This is a genomic window from Elizabethkingia bruuniana, from assembly GCF_002024805.1.
GTDB classification, from domain to species: Bacteria; Bacteroidota; Bacteroidia; order Flavobacteriales; family Weeksellaceae; genus Elizabethkingia; species Elizabethkingia bruuniana.
The window spans coordinates 3,360,797-3,383,111 of sequence record NZ_CP014337.1 but is presented as its reverse complement, the minus strand read 5'-3'; the positions used below and the strand labels follow the sequence as shown (position 1 = coordinate 3,383,111).

The 22,315-nt window shown below is 36.8% G+C and carries 21 protein-coding genes and 1 tRNA gene; 16 read left to right on the top strand and 6 right to left on the bottom strand.

Annotated elements, in window-relative coordinates; translation table 11 throughout:
- Positions 1-7: 7 nt before the first annotated feature.
- The 13 genes from AYC65_RS15810 to AYC65_RS15750 all read left to right on the top strand — a co-directional run bounded on the left by AYC65_RS15810 (position 8) and on the right by AYC65_RS15750 (position 13,425).
- Positions 8-880, top strand: a complete 873-nt coding sequence (locus AYC65_RS15810) for a MotA/TolQ/ExbB proton channel family protein (RefSeq protein ID WP_009085523.1) — start codon at positions 8-10, stop codon at positions 878-880.
- Between the two features lie 56 nt (positions 881-936).
- A complete protein-coding gene (locus tag AYC65_RS15805; protein WP_034867960.1) occupies positions 937-1,533 on the top strand; it encodes an ExbD/TolR family protein in 597 nt (198 codons plus the stop codon).
- Positions 1,534-1,545: 12 nt separating this feature from the next.
- Positions 1,546-2,088 (top strand): ExbD/TolR family protein, encoded by a 543-nt coding sequence (locus tag AYC65_RS15800; RefSeq protein WP_034867958.1) that lies wholly within the window; start codon positions 1,546-1,548, stop codon positions 2,086-2,088.
- Between the two features lie 29 nt (positions 2,089-2,117).
- Complete coding sequence (locus AYC65_RS15795; protein WP_034867954.1) at positions 2,118-2,954, top strand: energy transducer TonB; 837 nt, start codon at positions 2,118-2,120, stop codon at positions 2,952-2,954.
- 64 nt (positions 2,955-3,018) lie between these two features.
- Entirely contained in the window at positions 3,019-3,213 is a 195-nt protein-coding gene (locus AYC65_RS15790; protein ID WP_034867952.1) for a hypothetical protein, read from the top strand.
- The gene (locus AYC65_RS15785; RefSeq protein WP_034867949.1) at positions 3,203-4,063 is read left to right on the top strand and encodes a PstS family phosphate ABC transporter substrate-binding protein; all 861 of its coding nucleotides are present in this window, start codon (positions 3,203-3,205) and stop codon (positions 4,061-4,063) included. Before AYC65_RS15790 ends, AYC65_RS15785 begins: the two co-directional genes overlap by 11 nt.
- Before the next feature lie 92 nt (positions 4,064-4,155).
- A complete protein-coding gene (locus AYC65_RS15780; protein WP_034867946.1) occupies positions 4,156-5,805 on the top strand; it encodes a tetratricopeptide repeat protein in 1,650 nt (549 codons plus the stop codon).
- 73 nt (positions 5,806-5,878) lie between these two features.
- A complete protein-coding gene (bshB1, locus tag AYC65_RS15775; protein WP_034867943.1) occupies positions 5,879-6,607 on the top strand; it encodes a bacillithiol biosynthesis deacetylase BshB1 in 729 nt (242 codons plus the stop codon).
- A gap of 39 nt (positions 6,608-6,646) precedes the next feature.
- A tRNA-His gene (locus tag AYC65_RS15770) sits at positions 6,647-6,720 on the top strand.
- Between the two features lie 138 nt (positions 6,721-6,858).
- Positions 6,859-7,533 (top strand): response regulator transcription factor, encoded by a 675-nt coding sequence (locus AYC65_RS15765; protein WP_034867940.1) that lies wholly within the window; start codon positions 6,859-6,861, stop codon positions 7,531-7,533.
- Position 7,534: 1 nt separating this feature from the next.
- Positions 7,535-8,890 (top strand): sensor histidine kinase, encoded by a 1,356-nt coding sequence (locus AYC65_RS15760; protein WP_034867938.1) that lies wholly within the window; start codon positions 7,535-7,537, stop codon positions 8,888-8,890.
- 112 nt (positions 8,891-9,002) lie between these two features.
- Positions 9,003-12,050 carry a SusC/RagA family TonB-linked outer membrane protein gene (locus AYC65_RS15755; protein WP_034867937.1) on the top strand — a complete coding sequence of 1,016 codons (3,048 nt, stop codon included), beginning with the start codon at positions 9,003-9,005 and terminating at the stop codon, positions 12,048-12,050.
- A 10-nt stretch (positions 12,051-12,060) separates the two neighbouring features.
- The gene (locus AYC65_RS15750) at positions 12,061-13,425 is read left to right on the top strand and encodes a RagB/SusD family nutrient uptake outer membrane protein (protein ID WP_034867934.1); all 1,365 of its coding nucleotides are present in this window, start codon (positions 12,061-12,063) and stop codon (positions 13,423-13,425) included.
- 84 nt (positions 13,426-13,509) lie between these two features.
- On the opposite strand, the gene AYC65_RS15745 is transcribed toward AYC65_RS15750, so the two are convergent.
- Both AYC65_RS15745 and AYC65_RS15740 read right to left on the bottom strand, forming a co-directional pair.
- Positions 13,510-13,851 carry a DUF3276 family protein gene (locus tag AYC65_RS15745; RefSeq protein WP_009085547.1) on the bottom strand — a complete coding sequence of 114 codons (342 nt, stop codon included), beginning with the start codon at positions 13,849-13,851 and terminating at the stop codon, positions 13,510-13,512.
- 108 nt (positions 13,852-13,959) lie between these two features.
- Positions 13,960-15,648: an ABC transporter ATP-binding protein gene (locus AYC65_RS15740; RefSeq protein WP_034867932.1), complete on the bottom strand. Its 1,689-nt coding sequence runs from the start codon at positions 15,646-15,648 to the stop codon at positions 13,960-13,962.
- Between the two features lie 108 nt (positions 15,649-15,756).
- Between AYC65_RS15740 and AYC65_RS15735 the strand changes: the two genes are divergently transcribed.
- From AYC65_RS15735 to yajC, 3 genes are read left to right on the top strand one after another with little or no spacing between them, the layout of a single operon-like run.
- Entirely contained in the window at positions 15,757-16,662 is a 906-nt protein-coding gene (locus AYC65_RS15735; protein ID WP_034867929.1) for a transcription antitermination factor NusB, read from the top strand.
- Between the two features lie 20 nt (positions 16,663-16,682).
- Positions 16,683-17,180 (top strand): DUF1573 domain-containing protein, encoded by a 498-nt coding sequence (locus AYC65_RS15730; protein ID WP_034867926.1) that lies wholly within the window; start codon positions 16,683-16,685, stop codon positions 17,178-17,180.
- 28 nt (positions 17,181-17,208) lie between these two features.
- Positions 17,209-17,619, top strand: a complete 411-nt coding sequence (gene yajC / locus AYC65_RS15725) for a preprotein translocase subunit YajC (protein ID WP_034867925.1) — start codon at positions 17,209-17,211, stop codon at positions 17,617-17,619.
- A gap of 60 nt (positions 17,620-17,679) precedes the next feature.
- Here the strand turns inward: yajC and AYC65_RS15720 are convergent, their stop codons facing one another.
- The 4 genes from AYC65_RS15720 to AYC65_RS15705 all read right to left on the bottom strand — a co-directional run bounded on the left by AYC65_RS15720 (position 17,680) and on the right by AYC65_RS15705 (position 22,313).
- Complete coding sequence (locus AYC65_RS15720) at positions 17,680-18,615, bottom strand: dihydroorotate oxidase (RefSeq protein WP_034867922.1); 936 nt, start codon at positions 18,613-18,615, stop codon at positions 17,680-17,682.
- 63 nt (positions 18,616-18,678) lie between these two features.
- Positions 18,679-20,433, bottom strand: a complete 1,755-nt coding sequence (gene aspS, locus AYC65_RS15715) for an aspartate--tRNA ligase (protein WP_034867920.1) — start codon at positions 20,431-20,433, stop codon at positions 18,679-18,681.
- 129 nt (positions 20,434-20,562) lie between these two features.
- Entirely contained in the window at positions 20,563-22,089 is a 1,527-nt protein-coding gene (locus AYC65_RS15710) for a S41 family peptidase (RefSeq protein WP_034867919.1), read from the bottom strand.
- 17 nt (positions 22,090-22,106) lie between these two features.
- Complete coding sequence (locus tag AYC65_RS15705) at positions 22,107-22,313, bottom strand: helix-turn-helix domain-containing protein (protein WP_034867917.1); 207 nt, start codon at positions 22,311-22,313, stop codon at positions 22,107-22,109.
- Positions 22,314-22,315 lie beyond the last annotated feature (2 nt).

The following is a 22,315-nucleotide window of genomic DNA, read 5'->3' as shown; positions in this document are numbered from 1 at the left end:
GATTAATATGGAAATGAATGTTTCAAACACAGAACACGAAGTTGTTGCTAAAAAGAAGGGAGGTTTAAATCCTGCAATTGTAATCCCTATTTTATTTGTAATTGGTATTGCAATTTATTTATTCGTATTCGGTAACCCGAGTAACTTTAAGAAAAACCCTGCTTTAGATGGAGTAGCATCTGTAGCCCTTGCGGATATTAAGTCCACAGAACTTCACCCGGCTGAAGGAAAGCCAATGGGTATCGTTTATATGGGAGGTCCAATTGTACCTATTCTTCTTACGTTTATGATTACAGTAGTTGTTTTCTCTTTCGAAAGATATTTCGTTCTTAAGAAAGCTTCTGGTAGTGGTAACCTAGATAACTTTGTTAACACAGTTAGAGGATACCTTAACAGAAACGAAATCAACGCTGCATTAGAAGAATGCGACAGACAACAAGGTTCTGTAGGTAACGTTGTAAAAGAAGGTCTTACAACTTACAAAGCTCTTGAGCATGATAATACAATGAACAAAGAGCAAAAGTTAGTAGCTTTAGGGAAATCTCTAGAAGAAGCTACAACTCTTGAAATGCCAATGCTTGAAAAGAACATGATGATTCTTTCTACATTAGGTACAGTTGCAACGTTAGTAGCACTTTTAGGTACGGTAATCGGGATGATTAAAGCGTTCTCTGCTTTAGGTTCTGGTGGTGGTACTCCTGACTCTGCTGCACTATCAGTAGGTATCTCTGAAGCACTTATCAACACGGCTTTAGGTATTGGTACTTCTGCTGTTGCAATTATTCTTTATAATTTCTTTACTTCTAAGATCGATGGATTAACTTATAAGATTGACGAAATCGGAATGAGCATCCAACAATCTTTTGCTGAGCATAACTAATCAGTGCAGAATATAATATTCTGTTTAACAATAAATAAATTATAAAGAATTAAGAAATGGCGAGAGTTAAACCAAAACGACATGGTGTAGTTACCGATATGACGGCAATGACGGATGTTGCTTTCCTACTTCTTACGTTCTTCATTCTGACAGCGCAGTTCAAGAAGCCAGATGCTGAGGCTATTACAACGCCTTCATCTATCTCTACAACTTCGTTAGACGATACTAATTTAATGACGATTAGTATTACTCCGGATGGAAGGTATTTCTTTACACCTATTGAAAATAATTCTGAGAAAGCTCAGGTATTAGATAAAATGGCAGGGCAGTACAGAGTTGGATTCTCTGCTGCTGAGAAAAATGAATTTCTTAAGTTGCCAATGGTAGGAGCCTCTATGGCGCAGATGAAAAGTTATCTTAACTTGCCAGATGCTCAGAGAGCGAATGTAAAGGGTGCTACAATTCCAATGGATAGTGTGAATAAAGAACTAGTAGATTGGGTAAAATATAGTTTGGAAGTAAATCCTGATGCCAGACTTGCAATTAAAGGTGATGCAAAAGCGCAGTACCCTAAATTCAAGGCTCTATTTGAAGGATTGAAAGATATTAAGTTTTATAAATTCGTTCTGATTACTTCTTCTGAAAATCAGTAAAAAATATTCAACATGGCAGAAGTACAAGTACAGGATAAAGGAGGCAAGGACGGCAAAGTCCGCTCCAAGAAAGTAAATGTAAGGGTCGACATGACCCCGATGGTAGACTTAGGTTTTCTTCTGATTACATTCTTCATGTTAGCAACTACTTTAAGTAAGCCTAACACGATGGATATGAAGTTGCCTGCGAAGCCTGATCCTACACAAAAGGTAGACATTCCTGAGATTGACCTTACAAACTCAATCACATTTTTATTAGGGAAAGATGATAAAGTATATTATCATCAGTTAGACCAAACAGGTTTAACAGATCCAGGTAAACTTCAGGAAACTACATTCGATAAGAATGGTATTGAAAAGGTGATTGATGATGCTAAGAGAAGAGCTCGTAAACCAGATATCTTTACTGTAATTATTAAGCCAACAGATGACTCTAACTACAAGAACTTTGTAGACTTGTTAGATGAAATGGCAATTACAAAAAGTGAAAGATACGGTATTGGTGAAGTGAAGCCTTGGGAGCAAAAAATCTATGATCAGAAAATAGGTAAGTAATTACCTTTTTTAACAAAAATAATTTAATTATGTCAGTAGATAATATTAATGCAACTTACGGTAAACCAGCAGAGCTGGATGAAATCGTATTTGAGCATAGAAATAAAGAGTACGGGGCGTATGATCTGAGAAAAAGTTACAGACCTATACTGACAAGATCTTTACTAGTAGGTTCAGCATTATTTCTTTTTGCTGTACTTGCACCCTTAGTTTATCTAAAGATAAAAGAGGGGCAACAAAAAGAAGAGACTAAAGTGTCAGTGGACTTAACAGATATTAAAGATATCCCACCTCCGGTAGAAGAAAAAGAACTTCCACCGCCGCCACCACCGCCACCAGTTGAGCCTCCTAAGCAAGAAATTGTAAGGGATATGATTCCGGAGCCGAAACCAAATCCTAAAGTGGAAGAACCACCTAAGAAAATTGAAGAGGTAAAAGAAACTACAATTGGTACAACGAACCAGGAAGGTGAAAAAATTGCTAAATACACTCCACCACCACCACCGGCTAATACAGGTGCAGGTAAGAATGTTGAAGCTCCTAAGCCAGTAGGTAACGAAATCGTTGACCGAGTTGACCAGGAAGCAGCATTTGCAGGAGGTATTGAGAAATTTAGAAATTTATTTACAAGTAATTTCGACAATTCTTCTGTAGAAGGTGAAGGTACATTGAAAACTACAGTTACTTTCGTTGTAGAAAGAGATGGTTCTCTTTCTGATGTTAAAGCTTCAGGACCTAATTCCGACTTTAACAGAGAGGCTGAAAGAACAATTAGATCAATCAAAGGGAAATGGAGCCCTGGTAAGCTTAACGGTGATCCGGTAAGATCCAGATTCAGATTCCCGGTTACAATGAACTTCGAATAAGTTTATATCCAAATAAAAAAAGAGAAGCTATTGCAGCTTCTCTTTTTTTTGTATTTTTGTTTCCATGACGTTTAATTTGTTATCAATTGTTGCAGGAATTTGTTATATCACATTAGGTATTTTTGTGATTATGTATAAATTTTTCATTGTAGAATTAGGAGAAGCTGCTGCGTATCCGCTGGGAGGGCTACTTATCATATATGGTGTTTTCAGACTGATAAGAGTAGTAAATAAATTCAGAAAGAGAAATGAAGAATAGCCTTTTTTTATTAGTATTATTAATCATATTAGGGTCATGTAATAATGATAAAAAAAATGATTATGCTACTGGCAGTGTAATTATGGCGACAGACCCTTCTTTCTATAATGTTACCGATGCACTTTCTTACCGTTATATGAAAGTATATCCGGATGCAAAGATAGAACTGAAACAAATGAAAGAGAAGGAAGCTCTGAAAGCTTTAATTGATAATAAAGTTTCTACTATTGTAATGTCACGTGAACTAACGGAGACAGAAAAGCAAAGTTTTCTTAGCAATATCAAATTAAAAGCTGTTCCGGCATATTTTGCTGCGGATGCTTTGGTTTTTGTTGTTCCAAAGGAATCTTCAATAGAAAAAATTTCGGTAGATGATGTTGCGAAAATGTTGACTGACGAAAAAAGAACTTTAATCTTTGACGGGGCAAATACCAGTAATACAGATTATATTGCTGAAAAGCTAAAAATAGATCCTGCTAAAATGCAGTATTCATCGTTAAAGTCCAATGAAGAAATCATTGAAAATCTGACTAAATTCCCTGGTCATATTGGGGTAATTAGTCTTAATACAATTAGCAGACCTTATGATGAGAAAGCTAAAGAATTAAGATCAAAAATTAAAATACTTAATATTACAGATGCAAAAGGAGAATTTGCTCCTAGCAGAGAGAATCTGAGATATCAGAAATATCCGTTTACACGTATTTTATATTTCCTTACCAACGAAGGTAACTTCGGAGTTGGGAATGGCTTTATAAGATACTCTTGCAGTCAGGTAGGTCAGCTTATTGTGGACAAGAATGGATTGCAACCCTATCTACTGTACAAGAGAATGGTAGAAATAAAGTAAATATTAGTATTTTTTTAACATTAGTTCCGCAATATATGGAATAGTAATTGTGTTTATATTTAAGAAGAATAATTAATAAAAATAGAATAATTATGAAAGAGAGATTTGGATTATCAAAGAAAATAGTGTTAGGTGCAGCTGCTTTTTTTGCCATGAATATGGTAGGAGCACAAACGGTTGCAGAAGGGATTAATGATATTGACGGCTATAAATTTGGTAAAGCTAAAGAAGTCTACACAGCACTAGTAAACAAAGAACCTTCAGACGCTAACTATTTCTATTTAGGAAATGCTTATTTAGTACAGTCTGAACCAGATTTTGAAAAAGCAGCAGAATACTTTAACAAAGGAGTTGCTTTAGATGCAAAGAAATCATATTTCAGCAGAATTGGATTGGCTTCAATTAAATTAGGAAAAGGAGATAAAACTGGGGCAATAGCAGATCTTAATCAGGTTGCTAAAGATTCCAGAGAAAAAGATCCTGAAGTATTATACAGAATTGGTGAGGCATTAGCGCTTTATCCTAACCAAAACGACCCTAAATTATCAATTGATTATTTGAATAAGGCAACAACCCTTGCTGAAAAGAAAGGTGTGCCTGAATATTACTATTACACTCTGGGAGACGCTAACCGTCTTAACAAAAACTGGGGTGAAGCAATGAATGCTTATGACAGAGCGTTAGAAGTAGCAAAAAATAAAGCTGCAGTATATACAAGAATTGGTACACTCTGGACCTCTGCTAAACAGTGGGAAAGAGCAAAAGATAATATTGATAAAGCAATTCAGGCAGACGCAAGTTATGCACCTGCTTATAAAGCGAGAGGAGGATTTAACATCGTATACCAGAAGTATGATCAGGCAGCATTAGATTACAAGAAATATTTGGATCTTGCAGATTCAGATCCTAATACAGTCTTAGATTATGCTAAATTAGCTTTCCTTGCAAAAGACTACACTAATGCAGGTTCTGCTTTAGATTCTGTTTTCGATAAAATCAATGATCCTATTAAATACAGAATTAAGGCTTACTTACAATATCAGGCGAAAGATTACGCAGGAGCAAAAACAAGTTTAGAGACTTTCCTAAGCAAAGCTGAAAAATCCAGAATCCTTCCAAGTGATTCAGGTTTAGAAGGTTTAATCTTAGCGGCTATCGGTAAAGAGAAGAAAGATGCAGCAATGCTACAACAAGCACAACAAAAAGTTGCTGTTGCTAAAGCTGCAAAAGACGAAACTTTCGACTGGGATGCTGAACTAGCTTCTGCTAGTGGTACAGCACCAAAAGTAGCTTCTGGTGAAGGTGGTCCTACAAATGCTGCAATTGATGCATTGAAAAAGCAAGTAGCAGCTGATCCTAAAAACACGGATCTACTTTATAAATTAGCTAACGAATATCAGGGAGCTCAAAACTGGGGTGGAGCAGCTTCTGCATGGTCTCAGATGGCAAACGTATTGCAAACTTGGGAGCCTGCTTATTACAGTTTAGGTTACGCATTACAGAAAAGTGGTGATGCAAACGGAGCAATTGCTGCATACCAGAAATATATTGATGTGTTAGCAGCTAAACCAGCAGCAGATCAGGCTAAAGGAAAAGAATTATTAGCTAACTCATACTACAATATGGCAAGCTTAACAGCAAATGCTGACAAAGCAAAAGCATTAGAGTATGTAACTAAAGCTCTTGAAGCTAATCCAGCTGATGCTGATGCAGCAAAACTAAAAGAAAAGTTGAGCAAATAATTTCTATTAAAAGAAATGAAAATATCAAAAACTTCTGGTCCTATGGATCAGAAGTTTTTTTTAATTTTAGCCCATGGTAAAGAAAGTAGATATATTAGCTATAGGAGCTCATCCCGATGATATAGAACTAAGCTGTGGCGGAACTTTGGCCAAACTTATTTCTGAAGGTAAAAGAGTAGCGATTGTAGATCTGACACAGGGAGAGCTTGGAACAAGAGGAACTCCGGAAATCAGACATCAGGAAGCGACAGAAGCTGCAAGAATCTTAGGTGTTGAATACCGCGATAATCTGAAACTGAAAGATGGCTTTTTGGTGAACTCAGAAGAGTATCAACTCCGCATTGTGGAAGCTATTCGTAAATATCAACCGGAAATAGTGCTTTGTAATGCACTGGACGATCGACATCCAGATCATGCAAAAGGAGCCAAACTAGTATCAGATGCATGTTTCCTATCCGGATTAAGGAGAATTGAAACATCTATAGAAGGACAAGAGCAGGAAGCATGGAGACCCAAACATGTATTCCATTATATTCAATGGAAAGATCTTCAGCCGGACTTTGTTGTAGATATTACAGGATTTATAGACAAGAAAATAGAGTGTTGTGCAGCGTATTCATCGCAATTTTATGATCCAAACTCTAAAGAACCAGTTACACCTATCGCTACAAAGGATTTTTATGAGAGTATTACATATAGAGCTCAAAATCTGGGTAGACAGAGCGGTGTAGAGTTTGCAGAAGGTTTTAACACAGCAAAATTAATTGCATTGAAAAATTTTGACGGAATTATTTGCCAGTAACGAATAATAGTGTATCTTTGCACACACAAAACCAAAACGGTGGTTGTAGCTCAGTTGGTTAGAGCGTCGGATTGTGGTTCCGAAGGTCGGGGGTTCGAGACCCCTCATCCACCCAAAATAAAAGCTGTCATTTATGACGGCTTTTTTTATGCCTAAAAGTATCCGTTTTCATTTATAAAATTGATTAGAATTTTCTAATAACCATTTATTCTCAGCACATTTCTGCTAAATTTGGAGAAAATTGTCATATTATGAATATTCTGCTGATAGAAGACGAAGCTGGTGTTTCCAACTTTATTAAAAAAGGATTGGAAGAAAGTCAGCACCATGTAACCCTGGCATATGAAGGTGCAATGGGGCTTCAGCTAGCTATGGAGCAGGATTTTGATTTGATTATTTTAGATGTAATCCTTCCACAGGTGAATGGCTTTGAAATATGTTCGGAAATAAAGCGTTTTAAGCCGGAAATTCCGGTTTTAATGCTGACAGCACTCTCTACCATACAAGATAAGCTAAAAGGCTTTGATAAAGGCGCAGATGACTATCTTACCAAACCGTTTCATTTCGAAGAGTTACTGGCAAGGATTAATGCGCTAAGCCGGAGAAATCAGAATAGCCTTCCGGTACTAACGTATACTGCAGATGATCTTGTAATGGATTGCTATAAGAAAGTTGTAAAAAGGGCAGGGCAGGAGATTGCACTAACGGTAAAAGAATATGCTTTGTTAGAATATCTTCTGGTAAATAAAAACAGAGTTATTAACCGCGCAAAAATTGCAGAAGCAGTTTGGGGGATTGGCTTTAACAGAGGGACTAATCTTATAGATGTCTATATTAACTATGTAAGGACAAAAATAGATAAAGGCTTTTCAAAGCAACTGATACATACTGTCGTCGGAATGGGATATATACTGAAAGACGAATAGTATGAAACTGCAAAGACGCTTATCATTAATTTTCACAGGCTTATTTGCCGTACTGCTAATAGCAGTGCTTACTTCTGTTTATTTTATTGTAGCACAGGACTGGCAGAATAACTTCCGGAAGCAGTTAGAAGATCGTGCTTATACAGTGGGACATAACTATCTGGCCCAGGATAATTTTTCTAAAGTAGAATTTGATGAAGTACTTCGTAAGCTGCCCAGAACACTACCCAAAGAAAAAATAAGAATTTATGATACCAGTTTTAATCCGGTTTTCATAAAGGAAAATACGACAACCTGGAATGGGAAAATTCTGCAGCAGGTGGCTCAGAAGAAAAATATTTTTTATAAAAATGATCATAAATACGTTGTAGGAATCTATTACGTAGATAATTCCGGAGATTATATTGTAATGGCGGAAGCAGAAAATGCTTCCGGAGAAAAGTCTCTACAGGAGCTTCGGAATGTAATGATTATAAGCCTTGTGATAGCCTTGGGTATCTGCGTGGTGCTTGGAGAATGGTTCTCATATCTTTGTCTGAAGCCTATTAAGAGGATTAACCATAGAATGGAAAAGATTCAGGCGAGCAGCCTCGGTTATAGAATTCCTGTAGAAAAAGGAAGTAAGAATGAAATTACAGTTCTTAGTTCTACAATTAATGATCTATTACTGCGGTTACAAAATTCATTTGAAAGCCAGCAGTCATTTGTTTCCAATGCTTCTCACGAATTAAAAACTCCTATTGCTTCCTTATTGGGAAATGCCGAAATAGCATTGCGAAAAGACCGGGAGACTGAAGAGTATAAAGAAATACTGGAAGGTGTCCATCGTGATGCTTCCCGTATGGATAGCATTGTAAGCGATTTACTCATGTTGTCACAGCTGGAACATTCTTCATATCCGCTATATAAAATGGCTCTGGAAGAATTTATATGGAAGGTTACAGATCGGTACATGGAAGATACTTCCGGTTCGCGCCTGAATATTGAAATCGAAAATCCGGATAAATTCCAAACGACATTTATAAATATTAATTCGGGTCTAATGGAAATAGCCATTAGCAATCTTATTTCTAATGCATATAAATTTTCACAGAAAGAAGTAGAAATGAGAATTCATATTAACAAAGATGCTGTTATAATATCAGTTATTGATCAGGGAATAGGGATTGCACCGCAGGATATAGAAAAAATTACCCGCCCGTTTTACCGCAGCCAGAATGCCTATGGTATTAAGGGCTTTGGCCTGGGGTTGTCATTATCATCTAAAATCATAGAACAAAACAAAAGCAAACTATCATTTCAGTCTGTATTAGGACTTGGAACTACTTCTGTAGTTGAAATACCTGTTGTCTCATGATAAATAAGTTATTAGAAATTTTTAATGACTTTCTAATTGGTCTTTAATATTGTTTTAAAATCTTCCTAATCCCCCATATTTACTTTTGCTCTGTAAAAAAAAGTAATTAAATATGTTCGGGAACAGGAAAATGATTCTGGCCGCGGTTTTCTTTCTCGGGATAACCGCAACACTAAAGGCTCAGGAATCTGTACATGATATTATTGTGAGGGATAAAACCACTCAGCAGCCTTTATCCAATGTAAGCATTAAAGATACTGCAACAGGAAAGGAAATAGTGACGGACGGAAATGGAAAAGTAGCTATTGAAGTTAAAGCAGTCCCTCAGACCTATGTTATTTCATTAGAAGGTTATATTGCTCAGGATATTGCTTTAAGCGCAGGGAAATTACCAGACAGTGTCTATTTGCTGCCGGAGACCAAACAACTGGAAGGCGTTGTACTAACCGGGTATACAAGGCAGTCTAAAGCCAAAACGACAGGTGCAGTGTCTAGTATAAAAGCCGAAGTTATTGCAAAGACTCCGGTTGCCTCATTAGATCAGGCATTGCAGGGACAAGTTCCGGGATTGTATGTGGCTTCTCCCTCCGGGCAACCGGGAGCAATGGGGAGGGTAACGATCCGTGGGATTGGTTCTGTGCAGGATGATAAAACGAATCCATTATATATACTGGATGGAATGCCTATCAGTCCGGAAGTTTTTGCAGTACTTAATCCTCTGGATTATGAGGATATAGTCGTACTAAAAGATGCGTCTGCTACTGCGCAATATGGTTCCAGAGGAGCAAATGGTGTAATACAGATTACTTCTAAAAAAGGGAAAAATAATGATAAAGGACATTCTCAGTTTTTTTATCAGAATCAATTCGGAATATCTTCTGTAAATAATCAGAAATGGGATATGATGAACAGCTCCCAAAGATTAGAATTTGAGGAAATTCTGCAGGATCCTAATTTCCCCGGCTGGGCGTATTCCAGAAAGAACCCGTATAAAATTGTCAACGGGCAGAAAATTGCAAAAACGGATGCAGATTATACAGAGGGCGATCAGAAGTTAGCAGATTTGCGGGCAACAAATACAAACTGGAGAAAGCTGCTTTTAAGAAACGGAGTTACCAATTCTCATTATCTAAGTATGGGTGGTGGTGATCAAAAGACCAATCATTATTCATCGCTTTCCTATTTTAAACAAGAAGGGGTTTTACCGAATTCCGGAGTTGAAAGATTTAACATTAATAGCGGGGTGAATCATAAGAGCGGACGTTTTACTTCTTCTTTTAATCTTAATTTAACTGGAGGACAAACACAGCTTTCTGAATCTGATTTTGATGTAAGCGAAACCAATCCTGTAGCATCTCTTTATTTTGCAATGCCATATGAAAAACCATATGATAAGGATGGAAATCTTACACCAGGTGTAAACCGGTTTGGCGCAAATGCTTTAACCATGTATCAGGACATCAGCCGTAAAGAGAAGCAGCTTCAGGGAGTCTTGTCATCTAATCTTTCGTTTGAAATTACCAAAAATCTGAAACTGACCAGTACATTGGGGGTAAACCATCAGCAAACAAGGTTTACCAGAATTATAAAACCAGATACATACTTTGGAAGTATGGTAGATCCTGGTGAACAGGGGCTTTATGAAAGAATTAATACACAGAAAACTTCCTACATGGCCAATTTTGGGTTCAATTATAAAAAAAGATGGGGTTCCAATGAAGTCGAGGCAATTGCTCTTGCCGAGTTCAATAAATACAGTACCAACTACGATGGCTTTACTGGTTATGGACTTATACCCGGACTGGAAAATACGCCGGGGGGAATTACACCCGGAACACCGGAAAATAATTTTATTCCAAAAATAAGTGGTGGTGCTTCCGAAAATATATTGGTATCACAATTAGGAATGCTTAGATACTCTTATGCAAACAGATTTACTTTATCCGCTAGTATCAGACGTGACGGATCCTCCAGAGTTCCTTCAGAAAACAGATACAAATATTTTTATGCTTTCGGGGCAACCTGGAATATGAAGAATGAAGAATTCCTGAAGAACTGGGATGCTTTAAGTACACTTAGACTGCGATTAAGCCATGGACTAACAGGAAATGCGGGTGGTTTTGCAAGTGATTTTGGTTATCGTCAGCTATACAAACCTCAGCACTATAATGGCTATACAGCTTTTGTTCCAATATCTCCGGGTAATCCCAATTATAACTGGGAGATGAACAAGATATCGGATGTAGGATTAGAATTTGGATTATTTAAGAACAGAATTATCGGAGAAGTTGACCTGTATAACAGAGTAACAAGCGACTTGTTTATTAACCGCAGTCTGTCTATGACATCTGGTTTCGAATCCATTGCTGATAATATGGGTAAGATCAGGAACAGAGGTGTGGAGTTTCGTTTGTCCGGAGACGTCTTCAGAAACGATAATTTTAGCTGGAACCTGGGGCTTAATCTGGCTTACAATCAGAACAGAATCCTGAGTCTGGGTTCCGAAGATGAGATTGTTACAGAAAATTACTCTATTCACAAAGTTGGTTCTGCTCTGGGGCACTTTTATATGGTTAGGTGGGCAGGGGTAGATCCTGCTACCGGAGCGCCATTGTATTATGATAAAAGTGGTGCAGTCACAAAAGAATATAATCCTGAAAATGCTGTAATGGTTAAAGGGTCCTATGATCCGCCAGTTAAGGGAGGGATAACAACATCATTTACTTATAAAAATCTTCAGGTTAATGCCTTGTTTACTTTTGTGAAGGGAATGTACAGACTCAACACTGCTGAGTTGTACAGAACTTCAGCCGATCCTAACTATAGAATCTATAATCAGTCAGCCGATATGCTGAATATGTGGCAGAAGCCAGGAGACATAAGCCAGAATCCGGGAGCTCAGTATGCGAGATATATGACAGATCGGGAATTGCAATCTGCAGATTATATAAAGCTTAGAAATGTTAGTATCAATTATAAACTGAAAGATCTAGGCAGTCTGAATAAAGTCTTTAAAGAGGTTAACATTTTTGCTCAGGGACAAAATTTGTTGACTTGGACAAAATGGAAAGGGCAGGATCCAGAAGATGATAACAACTGGTATCAGTATGAATATCCTTTGCCAAGGACAATTACATTAGGCTTCAATGTTTTATTTTAAATGATAAGAAATGCGTAAAAATATATTAAAAGTAATGCTGTTTGCCTGTCTGGGTATAAGTATGGTAAGTTGTAATAATATGCTGGATGTAGATCCACAGGATGCTTTGGACACAGAGAGAGTTTATTCCTCTGTGAGTAACTTCGAAAAAGGAGTACTGGGTAGCTACAGCCTTTATTCTCCGGAGTATAGTGTCCTTATAGGATCTATAATGGCTGATGAAAGCCGTCTGAATCCCCAAAATAATGGAGTAAATGGTTTCGGAAATTTACTGAACCGCTGGGAGTACACTTCTGAAGATGATATTCTGCTAAAAGCATGGAAAAACTACTATGCGGATATTTACAGTATTAATCTGCTTTTGGAAAATGCGGCTAAAGTACCGGTCCGGAATGAACAAGAGAGAAGTAAGCAAAAATCTTTGATTGCAGAATTATACGGATTACGGGCAATGGTGCATTTTGAGTTGCACCGAAATTTTGGTACGCCTGATGCTGACGGTAATGAGGCTTTAACCATTCCTTATATTACAGATACTGATGTTAATAAGAAACCCGGTAAAATAAGTCTGTCAAAATTTTATGAATATGTTTGGCTGGATTTGGAACGGGCAAAAGATATAGATGAAACTGTAGATTTCCGTATGAATAAGAATGCGGTTACAGCTTTAGAAGCGAGGGTAGCATTGTACCAGAAAAATTATATTGTTGCCCTGGCAAAATCAACACAGCTTATTAACCAGTTTCAGCTATCAGATATAAACCAGTATGAAAACCTTTGGAAAGATAAATCTCCTTCGGAAGTCATCTTCCGTTTGAAGAGAAGTAATGACAATAAGCTGAGACCAAATACGCTATGGCAGGATTATGCAGCTGGGCGTAAATTCTTTCAGCCTTCTTATAAATTAATGAATAGTTATACAGAATCCGATATCCGCCTGAGTAATTTTAGTAAAGATGGGGATATGGAAGAAGAGTTTATTAATAAATATCCCGGAAATGACTTTAGTGATAAGGTAAATGATATTAAAGTTTTCCGTGTATCAGAGATGTACTTAATTCGTGCTGAAGCCAATTATTTCCTGAACAGAAAGGATGCTTCTCTACAAGATATTAATGAGTTAAGAAAACACAGAATTAGCAATGGCGGACAACTGAACGCTATTGATCTGAATACTATACTAAACGAAAGATACCTAGAACTATCTTATGAAGGACATCGCTACTATGATCTGAAAAGATTGAAGCTCCCGGTTCAGAGGCTGGAAAAAGATCTGGCAGCTGAGGGAGATCAGAAAGAGTTAAATAGTAATGATAAAGCTTATATTCTTCCTATACCGCTTAAGGAAACTATTGTCAACCCTAACCTGAAATAAGAAGCTTTGTCTTCATATTTTTCAATTATACTTTTAAACAAGAAGAGACAGCCTACAGGCTGTCTCTTTGTTTTGAAATTCTTTCTATAATTCTTCGTCAGTATCGATTGTGAAAGAATTAGTAGTTGTTTTGTAGTCTTTGTTATGTCTTTCAGAAATAACTTCTTCTCCTTTTTCATCCAGGATGAAGTTTGTTGATTCATTGAATAATTCTGAAAAACTTTTGAAATCTTCTTTGTAAAGGTAAATTTTGTGTTTCTCGAAGCTTGCTTCTCCATTTTCTGAGAAATTCTTTTTACTCTCTGTGATTGTCAGGTAATAATCTCCTGCTTTTGTTTCTCTCACATCGAAGAAATAAGTCCTTCTACCTGCCTTTAACACTTTTGTGAAAATCTCATTCTCCTGGCGTTCCTTGTAATCGCTCATTGTTCTAACATTTTAAGATTCGTGCGTTAACAAATATAGAAGAATATTCTGAATATCAAAGAATTTTTATTAAATATTGTTAATTACCTTGTTATCAGCAATGAAAAATTATTGAACACGTACGAAATCAGTAATTACACCATCATTTAAATGAAGAATTGCGTGCGCATTTTTGGCGCTGGATTCACGGTGGGTGATGATAATAGATGTTGTTTGTTTAATTTCCTTTTCAATATTTCGTAAGATATTTTCCTCTGTTTCGGTATCTAATGCAGAAAGACTGTCGTCAAAAATCAGAATTTTTGGTTTTTTAATCAATGCTCTGGCAATGCTTATCCTTTGTTTTTGTCCACCAGACAGCATTACACCTCTTTCCCCAACCATTGTATTATACTGATCTTTAAAGCCAACGATGTTTTTGTGTACATCAGCTACTTTAGCAAATTCTTCAACTAAAGCCTTTGTAGGATTGTCTATCGCAAATCCAATATTATTCTCAATAGTATCGGAAAACAGATAACTTTCCTGTGGGATGAAGCCTATATTCTCGCGATAAACACTTAGATTGTGCTCTTTTAGATTTTTGCCATCTATCAGAATTTCTCCACTGTCCGGATCTAGTAAACGGCATAAAAGTAATGCAATAGTAGATTTGCCACTCCCGGTTTTACCCATAATGGCTAAAGATTCTCCGGCCTTAACTTTAAAACTTACATTCTTTAAAGCCTGAATGCCAGTGTTAGGATAAGTATAGCTTACATTACGGAATTCTATATCTCCGGTTATGTTGTATATATCGTTGTTGCTATTTTTAATTTCGGATTTCATATCCATAAATTCATTTACCCTTTGCATGGAAGCTTCTGCACGCTGATTAACAGATGTTACCCAGCCTACCATGCTGAAAGGCCAGATCAGGATATTAATGTACATGAAGAAATCGGCAATAGTTCCGACAGAAGTTTTACCATTAATATATTGTTCGCCGCCAATATAAAGGATGGCTACATTCAGAAGTCCGATAACAAAAAGAATAATGGTAAAAAAGTAGGCCTCAGTCTTTGCCAGATCCAAAGCTTTTACCATGTAGTCTCCAACTTTGTTGTTGTAATTCTTTTCAATATACTTTTCCTTGTTAAAGAACTTTACAACACGGATTCCCGAGAAACTATCCTGTACAAAAGTCGAAATTGCAGATTGACTTTTCTGCATTACTTTGGACTTTTTGTTGATGATAGAACTTACCTTATATATAACAAAAGATAATATAGGAAGTGGGATTAGCGTCCATATTGTCATGCGTACATCAGTAAGCAACATATAAGTGGTTGTAATAATTAGTAATACCGATAGGTTTACTACATACATTACACCCGGACCAAGATACATACGTATAGCTACAACATCCTCACTCAGTCGGTTCATTAAATCTCCGATGGTCGTATTTTTGAAAATAGTCAGAGAAAGATTCTGATAATGAGTGTAAATTTTATTCTTCAGCTCGTATTCGATTCTGCGGGATGCTACAATAATAGTCTGCCTCATCATGAATGTAAAGAAGCCGGATAATACAGAGCTGCCGACAATAATAGCTGCATTAATAAGCAAAGCCTTGAACAAAGAATCTTTCGATATATGTTTATTGGTCAGTACTTCTTGAATGACATTGACAGATTTCCCGATAAATTGTACTTTATAAATAGCAAAAAAATTGCTGAGTATAATGAAAAGTAATCCCCAAGCCAGTAATACACGATGTTTGTAGAAATAGGGATTAAGTGTTTTTAGTGCTTTCAACTTCTGAATTTTGTTTATTTAAAAACGTTCCGTTACGAATGACAAAATTAAGGTTTTTTATGCAAAGAGAAATGCGTAAATTTGTGCCTTAAATTTAAGTTCTTTGAAATGGTAGGAAGAAGACAGCTCCGCGAAAAAGTAGTGCAAACGCTTTATGCATATCAGCAAAACCCTAAAAGTGTCGATGTAGTTCTGAAAAATATGATGAAAGAAATAAGCAAAATCTATGACTTATATGTCTATGAGCTTAACTTTTTGGTCGCAATTCATCAATTAGCTGAAGAGCAAATTGAAATCGGAAAAAGAAAATACATCAAATCTGAAGAGGAAGCTAATCCCAATCTGAAGTTTGTTGAAAATAAAATATTGCTTCAAATCATTGACAACGATGAAAGAGGAGAATATACTGCAAACAACAAACAATTGATGTGGGACACTAATGACGATCTTGTTGTAAAAACCTACCAGAGAATAAAAGCCGGAAAACGATATAAAGATTATATGGAATCGTCTGATAGTAGCTTTGAAGATGATCAGAAGTTCATAGGAAAACTTTTTCTTCGTTATGTTGCTGAAAATGAAGATCTTCATGATTTCTTAGAAGGAAAAGAAATGGCATGGGCAGATGACATTCATATTGCAAATTCATTGATCCAGAAAACAATTGGGTTTATGAAGCCAGAGCAGGAGACTCATACTCTTATCAAGATTATTAAAAATTATGATGATGAGAGCTTTGCTAAAACATTATTAGCTCAGACTGCGCTTAACTGGGACAATACAGAGAAGAAGCTAGAAGAAAGACTTCAGAACTGGGATCTGGAAAGAGTTTCTTTGATGGACAAAGTAATCCTTATTACAGCGCTTAGCGAAATGGATGAATTTAAATTGACTCCTTCTTCAATTATTATAAACGAATATATAGAGATTGCAAAAGTATACTCTTCTGACAAATCTAATGTATTCATTAACGGTATCCTGGATAAGTATGCCAAAGACAATTCGAGAATATAGAATAAAATAATACCTTTCACATGAAAAGACTTACCTACCTACTAATGATTTCTTTTTCTGCCATGGCTGTGGTAGCATGTAAAAAAGAAGAAAAAAAACTGGTTGTTTCAGAAGATCAGTCTGCTTTGAGTACATCGGGATTACAACCCCTTGCTGCTGAACAAACACAGGCGGATATAGTTGCAGAAGCTAAGAAGCTTCCGTTAACGACTCTGGCAATTTCAGAAAATAATTTCAACTTTGGAGATGTTAAAAAAGGGGATCATGTAGAGCATACTTATACTGTGACTAATACAGGAGATAAGCCTTTGGTAATTTCTACAGTAAAGCCTGGATGTGGTTGTACTGCTCCGGAGTATACTAAAGATCCTATTCTTCCGGGACAAAAAGGAAAAGTAACGCTTAAGTTCGATTCAAGTTCTTTCGACGGATTACAAAACAAATATGCTGAGGTATATACCAACACGGAAAAGTCTCCGGTAGTACTTACTTTTTCAGCTAATGTTTTAAACAAATAATTTTTTATTAATCTATTAAACCCATAATATGCTAACAATTTTTTTACAGGCGCAACAGCAAGGTGGTGGTTCTATGATGTTCATCATGATGGCTGTAATGCTGGTTGGATTCTATTTCCTAATGCTGCGTCCGCAAATGAAAAAACAAAAACAGGAAAAGAACTTCCAGGAAACTATAAAACCAGGAGCCAGAGTTGTTACAACTTCAGGAATGCACGGTAAGATTGTAAATGTAATGGAAGACGGGGTGATCATTGAAACAATGTCTGGTAAATTAAAGTTTGAAAGAGCTGCAATTTCCAGAGAATTTACTGAAGCTCGTTTTGGAGATAAAAAAGCACCTGCTGCTAAAGAAACTCCAAAAGAAAATAAAGTAAAAGAAGTAGCGAAGGAGGAAAAAGAAAATGTTACAGTTACTGACGAAACAGAAACTAAATAATTTTCTTTACAGATATAAAAAACGCCGCAGACTCTGTCTGCGGCGTTTTTTGTTTATTATTTATAAGCTTTTCAGCTTACCTCTGAAGTCTTCTATGCTGGTATAACCTTTCTCCTGCATAATGGCTTTTAGCTCTTCCAATATTCTGTCGAAAGCGCCAGTACCTTCTTTCATCAGCTGGGTACCAACTTGTACCATCTGTGCACCACAAAGGAAATGTTCAAAAGCATCTTTTCCGTTTTCTACTCCTCCGCATCCGATTACAGCGATATCACTGTTTAGTCTTGTATAGAACGCTCTTACGTTCGCCAGTGCTGTTGGTTTTACATAAGCGCCTCCAATTCCTCCGAATCCGTCTTTTGGCTTAATTACAACTTCTTCGTGATCAACATCTATATAAAGTCCGTTTCCGATAGAGTTGATACAGTTAACATACTGAAGTGGGAATTTATTTAGGATTTCTGCCATTTGATCGAAATGTGCAATATCGAAATATGGTGGAAGTTTTACACCGATTGGTTTCTGGAAAAATTCGAAAGCTTTGGTTAGAACCTCTTCTGTTCTTTCGAAATCATAACCTACCTGTGGTTTCCCGGGTACATTAGGACAAGAAAGATTTAATTCAGTAATTCCTTTAAAATCGGAATCATTTATCTTCTGTAACATCTCCAGATTGTCTTCCATAGACATTCCCGCAATTGAGATGAAATTGATTTTTCCCGGATTTTCATTCTGAAAGTTAAGAGAGAAATCCAGATAAAAGTCAAAACCTTTATTAGGTAATCCCATGGAGTTGATGCTTCCTAAAGGCACATCTACATATCTTGGGCTAGGATTCCCTTCTCTGAAATCTGGTGTAGCACTTTTAGTGACAAAAGCACCTGCAGAAGATCTTAGTAACTGATCCAGTTCCATTTCATCATAACACATTACGCCGGAAGCGTTCATGAATGGATTTTCAAATTCGTAATTGGCAATTCGGGAGGTAAGATTCATTTTTTACTTTTTTATTCGTATTTCAAATTTAACAAAAAGCGGGAGAGTATCCCGCTTCTATTTTTATTCGTTAATGTTAATTGTAAGTGCTAACTCATCGAGTTGCTCATTGGCAATGGATGCCGGAGCGTCGATCATTACATCTCGACCACTGTTATTTTTAGGGAAGGCGATATAATCTCTGATGACTTCATTTCCGTCTAATACAGCTACAAGTCTGTCAAACCCGAAAGCTAAACCACCGTGTGGAGGTGCTCCGTATTTGAAGGCATTCATTAAGAAACCAAACTGTGCTTCTGCTTCTTCCGGTGTAAACCCAAGAAGGCTGAACATCTGAGCCTGAAGATCTTTATCAAAGATTCTGATAGATCCACCGCCGATTTCGTTACCATTGATAACTAAGTCGTAAGCATTTGCTCTTGCTTTTCCTGCCTCATTTTCCAGTAAATGGATATCTTCCGGCTTAGGAGAGGTAAAAGGATGGTGCATTGCGTGGTATCTCTGTGTATCTTCATCCCATTCTAAAAGCGGGAAGTCAATAACCCAAAGCGGAGCGAATTCATTTCCTTTTCTTAGTCCAAGGCGGTTACCCAACTCCATTCTCAATGCAGATAACTGAGCTCTTACTTTGTTCTCGTTTCCGGAAAGTACAAGCATTAAGTCACCTGGCTTAGCACCAAATTCTTCTGCAATTTTCTTTAAATCTTCTTCGTTATAGAACTTGTTAACAGAAGAAGTTACAACACCATCGGCCTGGTATTTTATCCATACCATACCTGTAGCACCTATCTGTGGACGTTTTATCCAGTCGGTTAATTCGTCGATTTGTTTTCTTGTGTACTCTGCACAACCTTCTACATTGATACCAACAACCAGTTCTGCATCGTCAAAGATTTTGAAATCTTTACCTTTTACAAGGTTATTTAGTTCATGGAATTCCATCCCGAAACGAATATCTGGTTTGTCATTACCATATTTTTTCATAGCGTCTGCAAAAGTCATTCTCGGGAATTTCCCAAATTCCTGACCTGCTATATCCTTTAATAAATTCTGAGTAAGACCTTCGAAAATATTCATAACGTCTTCCTGTTCTACGAAAGCCATTTCACAGTCTATCTGAGTAAACTCCGGCTGTCTGTCAGCTCTTAGATCCTCGTCACGGAAACATTTTACAATTTGGAAGTATTTATCCATTCCGCCAACCATCAGTAGTTGTTTGAAAGTCTGCGGAGACTGTGGCAGTGCATAAAACTGGCCCGGATTCATTCTGCTTGGTACAACAAAGTCTCTTGCACCTTCAGGTGTAGACTTGATAAGAACCGGTGTTTCTACTTCAATAAATCCTTGGTCGGAAAGATAATTTCTTACCTTCTGAGCCATTTTGTGACGGAAGATTAACTTTTCTTTCACCGGATTTCTTCTGATGTCCAGGTAACGGTACTTCATTCTAAGTTCTTCACCGCCATCGGTTTCATCTTCAATAGTGAAAGGAGGCAGTTCGGAATTGTTCAGAATAGTTAATTTTTCAACCAGAATTTCAATTTCTCCGGTCGGTATCTTAGGATTTTTACTAGCTCTTTCAATTACTTTTCCGCTCACTTGAATTACAAACTCACGGCCTAGCTTTTTTGCTTCTTCCAGTAATGCTGCGGAAGAGCGATCCTGATCAAAAACAAGCTGTGTTATTCCGTAACGATCTCGTAAATCTATCCAAATCATAAAACCTTTATCACGGATAGTTTGTACCCATCCTGAAAGTGTTACTTCTTCGTTTAGATTCTTCAGAGATAATTCTCCGTTGGTGTGCGTTCGGAACATTTTATTGTATTTAAAATTTGATTTTGTGGTTTCACTCAGGTATTAACCTGACAGAATTTTTCAGGTGCAAAGATACGGAATTTAAAGAAAAAAGCCTTTTAGAATTTTATTTCCAAAAGGCTTTATTTATTATTGCTTAATCCATTGAATAGCACTAAGGATTTTCTTGTCTTTTAAAAGGTCTTTGAAATTATCACCACCTGTTATTTCTACATCCGGTGGAATGCTTTCTTTATATTCCTTATTGTTTCTGTCTGCTTCATAAGAACTGGATAATAAATAATAAAGATCTTCTGAGATTTTAATGCTGTTATTTGCAGAAACCAGTCCTGTTGTTTTTTCTCCGATTAGCTTTACATTCTTTTTGCCAATGAAGGATATTGTAGTTGCTTCTCCGGAGCTGGCAGTTGCAGGACCGATTAGTAAGGCTATTTTAATATTTTTGCCAGGATTACAATTGTTTTGTAGTGTAATGTACGGATTGTCATTTATTAGTAAGCTACCGTCTTTAACAGACCATGAGTTGAGTATTTTTCCATTGTCTACAAAAGAGCCGGCTTTCCCATTTCCTAATAAAGGTGCAATCCCCGAAATCATTGGGTGCATATTGCCACCTGTATTTAACCGCAGATCGACAATAATTCCTTTTAAATCTTTTAGATTCAGTTTGCAGAGAGAATCCCTTAAAGCTTGGCCTAGTTTCTTAACCTGCTCTTCTCGTTCTCCGTCTTTCTGAGAAGTGCTCATTCCCGGAATAGAGATATAGCCAATCTTTTTTTCTAATTTTTGAATATTAATAGTGCCTTTAGATGTATTGAGGGCTTCCATTGTTTCCTGATTAACTCTACTGTACAGATTTACCGGATTTAGACGACCAACCGACGCATTTTTAGATTTTAGAAAAGAGTGGTTGTCATTTAATTTGTCCAGCATTAGCGCGACGGCAGGCTTTACAGCATTAAATATATTATTAGCATTCGGGTTTAGTGCTTTTTGAACTTCTGGTGTAAGCTCGATCCAATTAACTTTGTCCTTATATATACTATTATTTTTAGTAGCTTCTATAATATTATTAAGAGTACTTAATGCTTCTTTCTGGTCAACTATTTTAACAATAAATTTTGCCTCTTTGATATCTGTTCCGTCAATTGTTACTTTAAAATTATCAATCCACATTTTACCGCTTCCTGATAGCATTGCACCAATGAGAATCTGATCTGTTGCATCTGGATTTAGAGGGAGCGTGATTTCTGCTTTTTGCCAGTCGGTTGTTCCTTTTATACCCCTGTCCTGCATATTGTCAAAAGCTATTTTCGGATCTATACGCATCCAGAGAGCGGCTTGTCCATCTGAAATATTTTCAGTTTTGATATACCCGGAAAAAGTAATTTTTTTCCCGGTATAGTTATGTGGTAATCCTAAGGTTATGATTTTATATCCTCCGTTACCTTCAATGAGTAAAGAATTTTTGCCGTTCTGAACATTTTTGGTGTCTATATTGGCTTTATATGAAGGGCTTCCGGAAATATACCATCCCTTTGGAAGATTGTTTTCAGTCTCTTCAAAACTAAGATTTAATGGGGTGGTGGTTTGATTTTGGGCATAAGTATTCCAGCTCAGGAATAGGTAAGCCGCCAGAGCTAATAGTTTTTTCATAATAATATTTGTTGATTTTAGTCTTCTGTATATTCCAAAAGGTCTCCAGGCTGACAATCCAGAGCTTTGCATAAAGCTTCAAGAGTGGAAAGTTTTATAGCCTTGGCTTTTCCTGTTTTCAGGATAGAAAGATTGGCCTGTGTAATGCCTATTTTTTCGGCAAGTTCCTGCGACTGCATTTTACGCTTTGCAAGCATTACATCTACATTAATTATGATAGCCATAG